General features: G+C 41.9%; 4 protein-coding genes and 1 pseudogene. 4 read left to right on the forward strand and 1 reads right to left on the reverse strand.

The window, feature by feature from the left end:
• From V7D78_RS15915 to V7D78_RS15925, 3 genes and pseudogenes are all read left to right on the forward strand, one after another.
• A pseudogene (locus V7D78_RS15915) lies at positions 1–785 on the forward strand (hypothetical protein); the annotation flags it as partial.
• A gap of 70 nt (positions 786–855) precedes the next feature.
• On the forward strand, positions 856–1,272 hold the full coding sequence (gene tagD, locus V7D78_RS15920) for a glycerol-3-phosphate cytidylyltransferase (protein ID WP_333609441.1): 417 nt from the start codon (positions 856–858) through the stop codon (positions 1,270–1,272).
• Positions 1,272–2,282 (forward strand): glycosyltransferase family 2 protein, encoded by a 1,011-nt coding sequence (locus V7D78_RS15925; RefSeq protein WP_333609442.1) that lies wholly within the window; start codon positions 1,272–1,274, stop codon positions 2,280–2,282. Before tagD ends, V7D78_RS15925 begins: the two co-directional genes overlap by 1 nt.
• On the opposite strand, the gene V7D78_RS15930 is transcribed toward V7D78_RS15925, so the two are convergent.
• Entirely contained in the window at positions 2,266–4,443 is a 2,178-nt protein-coding gene (locus V7D78_RS15930; protein ID WP_333609443.1) for a CgeB family protein, read from the reverse strand. The two genes, V7D78_RS15925 and V7D78_RS15930, sit on opposite strands and share 17 nt — an antisense overlap.
• A 281-nt stretch (positions 4,444–4,724) precedes the next feature.
• Here V7D78_RS15930 and V7D78_RS15935 point away from each other — a divergent pair.
• Positions 4,725–4,956 (forward strand): sugar phosphate nucleotidyltransferase (locus tag V7D78_RS15935; protein WP_333609444.1); only part of this gene is annotated, 232 nt, incomplete at its 3' end.

A 4,956-nucleotide genomic window follows, 5' to 3' on the forward strand; every position in this document is an offset into this window, starting at 1 on the left:
CAATAAACTGGTTATTACAAGCCGGTTTCAAGCAACTTTATTTTTTGGGCGTAGATTTGGGCTATGTTGATGTTAATAACCATCACTCACGCCTATCAGGCTATTATAACAAGGATGGCAAACAGGCCTACGATTATGGCAAAGTGCATGGAGATAATATCAGGGTATCCGGTAATTTCCGCCCATCAGTGCACACGAAAATTGAATTTGACGTTTCTCGCCGGGTAATTGAACAAACACTGAAAGCTTTTGCTGGCCAAGCGGAAGTGTATAACTGCAGTGACGGTGCATTTGTTCAGGGTGCGGTACCACTTCTGCCGATGCAAATTTTAACTTTTACCCCTGGTGGCAGCTTATCTGGAATGTTAGATGACTTTTTGCAGCATAGTTGCCTCTTGGTAGATATAGCAAGTCAGGCTAGCGGCTTTAAGCAAATGTATCGCCCTGATGCGTTAAATCAAACCATCGACAAATGGTGTAAGTTGCTTCAACAGCCCGTTATAGATTATGACAGTGCAAAGACATGTATTGATCAGCAATGGGTGCTGTTTAAACAGCAATCTGCAATACCTGGCAGCATCGTATTTTATCTGCTTTATGGAAGTACTAGCTATTTTTTAAGTTTAATGACCAAACTGTCTCCTAGCCTGTCTCAAGATTATTCCGAGCTTAACGAACAAGCCTTACAGCAATTTAATATCGTAATATCGGTTTGGCAGCAGTATTTAATAAAGATAGCAGAAGATTTTTCGGCGGAGCCGCTCAAAGTCGATCTTACAAGTTAAATAAGCACTTATAACATAAAGTTACCTTGTGTTGGTGCCGATATGAATTCAAATAGTGCAGGCAGGTGTTATGAAAACAATTATTACCTATGGTACTTTTGACTTGTTTCATATTGGACATGTTAATTTGTTGCGCCGTGCGCGTGATTTAGGTGACCGTTTAATTGTTGGTGTGTCGACAGACGAATTTAATCTGGTTGAAAAAAGCAAAACGACCATAGTGCCTTATGAGCACAGGGTTAAAGTGTTGGAAAGCTGTCGTTATGTCGACTTGGTGATCCCTGAGTGTAGCTGGCAGCAAAAAGTTGAAGATATTCAAAAGTATAGTGTTAATACCTTTGTCATGGGCAATGACTGGCAAGGTAAGTTTGACGAACTGAAGTCTCAGTGTAGTGTTGTTTATCTAGAGCGTACCCGCGATATATCTTCTACTTCTATAAAGCAGGCCATGGCGGTACTACTGCAGTTGAATAGAGAGTTGCAGTAGTGCCTGCTATTACCGCGTTGATGACAACCTATAATAGTGCCGCCCACGTTTGTGAAACGGTAAATAGCATTTTAGCGCAAAGCTTTGCTGATTTTGTGTTTCTGATTGTCGATGATGGTTCAACGGATGGTACGGTAGCCTTACTCAAACAATATACCGATAAACGGCTATGCCTGATTGAGAACAGCGAGAATAAAGGGGTTGGTCAGCGTTTAAGTGAAGCCTTATTGCTCGTGAATACTCCGTACCTTGCCAAGGTTGATTCTGATGATATAAGTCATCCTCAACGGTTTGAAAAACAGCTGAATTTTCTTAAAGCGCATCCTCAACTTGATATTATCAAATCCTATTTTAGTTACTTTGCTGACAATGACGACGTGGCGCAATCTGAGCGTTTTCATCAATTCAAAACAGTGAAAGAAAAGGAACACAATGCTATTGATTCTGTTGAGGCAATACGTAGATGTTTGCCAAGATGGAATTGTGTTATGCATACCACCTATTTTGCAAAATCGTTTGTGATTAAGCGGTTAGGATACACCCATGACCGGATCGGCGAAGACTACAGTTTATTTTACCGCGCACTAGAAAATGGTTACCTAATTGGCTGTATTCCTGAATATTTAACTGAAATGCGCGTAAGTCACTTTTCGGCAACGACACAAGTGGGGGCTGCTACGCATTTTGTTGAAACCCTTGTACACCTTAAAACGACGCGGCTGAAGGCGTTGGCGTTGGCACATGATGGTTTGTGGATCTACGGTACTGGTGCTTTGGGGCAGGCGACTTGTCATCTTTTAAAAGCCAGCGGCTATTCGGTTAAGGGATTTTTGGACAAAGAAGCTAAAGCTGATATTGTGATTCAGGGGCAGCAGTGTCCTGTACTGACGTTATCACCAGACATACATAGAGGCATTGTGATTGCTGCACAGCCGGTGCGTACCATACTTTGCAACACCTTACTGGATGCCGGCTTGGTGGAATGGGAAGATTTTATGGTGATCGCTTAGACATCATCTGTTTACCTCGTTGTAGGCTGGCCCAGACTTTTTCTCCCCCATAAATAACGTCATAGCCTGCGAATGTTGAATAGCGGAATTGACTGTCACAGGTGGTAATAAAAAATTCAACTGAGCCGACAGGTTTTTGGTGTAGCTGACTAATTTCATGCCGTATGGTGTCTTCAGTGCACTTAATGACGGTGCTACTAACCGGTAGGATTAGGTGAGGGATCAATGTGGTTGTGCCTTCACCTAAATAGTGGATACTCACTTTGCCCGCGCCTTTTATTCGAATGGCGAACTTTATCTGCGTGGTATTTTCGGGGATGCTGTCCTCGATCGCTTTATTGGGGCTAAACAATGAGCGGCGCAACAGGGTCTGATGTTCATCCACATACCAGACGTCTAACAACGTGTTGTCTAATCCAACCGTCTTAAACATCAATTTGAGCTTTTCTGGGTTGGTAAGGGTATTTACGTCAATCAGCTGACGACTATTCAAATAAATATGAGCGTTTGGTTCCAACGTAGAATCTATGTGCAACCTTTGATAATGCTTATCGTAATCTAAGGTAATGGCATCTGATGCGGTTGTTACAGATCCTAGCCAGTCACCCCAGTTTGCGCCAAAATGTTGCTCAACGATGCTGGGAAGCTGATCATATTCCGCTGCAATGGCATCAAGCAGTTGCGGCATTGGTGCCATCATTGGCTGATCTGTTGTGGTTATATTAGCGTTTGCAGGGTTGTCGGTGCTGTCCTGACAAAAGTTAAATATATCAACCGCGATGCATGTTAGCTTGGCTTTTGGCGCTAAAAAATGCTGTGCAGGGAAGAGTGTGCAGTCCTCTTGGTAGTGATCTACTTCTTGGTACTCTTTTCCCCTAGAGATGTGATAATCATTTTCATTGGCTTTGAGAAATCGTGTTGATTTAGTAAGGATTGCTGTTGGGAATATCGCTGAGTGCATGATTAAATCGCTGAGGTAATACTCGGCGTAATAATGTTGCTCACTAAAAAAACAACAAAAATCATAGTTCACATAGTCCGCTTGATTAGCGTGCTCCAACCAACACAATTCTCTCGCTGGGTAACGCTGCAGGTTGAACATCTGTGTCACACGGGCTTTACCTAAAGCCGTCTCTGCTCGTCCTACTACCAATACTGAAGGAAGCTGAGCTGTTACTGCATTACCGCATACTAACTGCGTGACTTTATCGCAGATAACAGAACTCGAATAATGTTGCCAGACATAACGAAGCAAGCGAAGTTTGATTTTTTTTTGTTCGATGTCTTTAGAAATAGCGGTTGCTACCATGACCGGATCTTCATATGTCATCATTTGCAATTCACGACCAAACAACAAGCGTAATGCTCTTGAATAATTGCTAACGACCAAAGTGTTGCAAGCGATAAGCTCTACTATTCGTCTGGCAAACATGGTTTGGCCTGCGACCGCGCTATTCAGCGTTAATGCAGTTTGATAACCTTTATATGCGATATCAATTTGGGAAAAAGGCAGTGCACCTTTGATATGAGGATGGTATTTTTTTGGAAAAATATTATTAGGATCTTCAGTCCCAGCGCATCTGTCATATATGGTGATTGGAAGTCGCTGCTTTTGATACTCTGTTACTATCAATTCAAAATCCTTGCAACGAGTAACATACTTGGCATAGTAAGAACCAGCAAAACATAATCCAGGTAAGCGTGTTGTGCTCTGCAGTGGATGATGTTGCCTGAAGTTTGCGGCAAAGGGTAGCCAGTATACTCGATGATGTCCTAGAATCTGCTTGTAGCGGGGGATACAGTCTAGTTCAGTAGTAAACACATAATCAAACTGCTGTGCGATGGGCGCTCGGAAAGCGAAATCGTCAAAGTGTACCGGATCTTCTTTATTCCAAAATACGGTTGGGATCTGTTGTTGATGACAATAATGGACAATAGCACTGAGCTCTGGAGGATGGTTAAAAATTTTATTTTTCCAGCTCTCAGCTATACCCTTCCAAGCCGACTCGACAAATAAAAAATTCGGATTAAATTCATCTATTTGAGAAGCATAATTCTCTGGCGTCAAGTGGCAAAGTTGCCAGTTATCCTGCAAACTAGCTACGCTGAATTCATCTAGAATGCAGGCAACTTTCGTAGAGGGCGAGCTGTACTTTGGCATGCTTGGTAATTCTCACTAAATTAAAGTAAGCCACGTTGATTCAGGAGGCTGGTTTATTGCTACACACACTTTTAGGCTATGGCATTTAAATTGCTACGTAATTTAACTAATGTCAACGCTAAATATTACTGGGTTAAAGCATGGTAGTATGTTGACTTAAACTAAAAACCGTCGCTTACTCAATTAGATATAAATAGGTTGACTAAGATAATGACAAATAACATCGCACTGACTAAACGTTGTATTTTTTGGCCATGTAAATTGCATAAGTGGAATCGCTAATGAAAGCAATCATTCTTGCCGGCGGATTGGGAACCAGATTCAGTGAGGAATCTCATCTCAGGCCCAAGCCGATGATAGAAATCGGCGGTAAACCCATACTGTGGCATATCATGAAAATCTATTCTGCGCATGGCATTAATGATTTCATCATCTGTCTTGGTTATAAGGGATACATCATCAAAGAATACTTTGCCAATTACTTTTTGCATATGTCTGATGTCACTTTTGATA

The sequence above is a fragment of the Arsukibacterium sp. genome (assembly GCF_036735525.1).
Classification (GTDB): Bacteria; Pseudomonadota; Gammaproteobacteria; order Enterobacterales; family Alteromonadaceae; genus Alishewanella.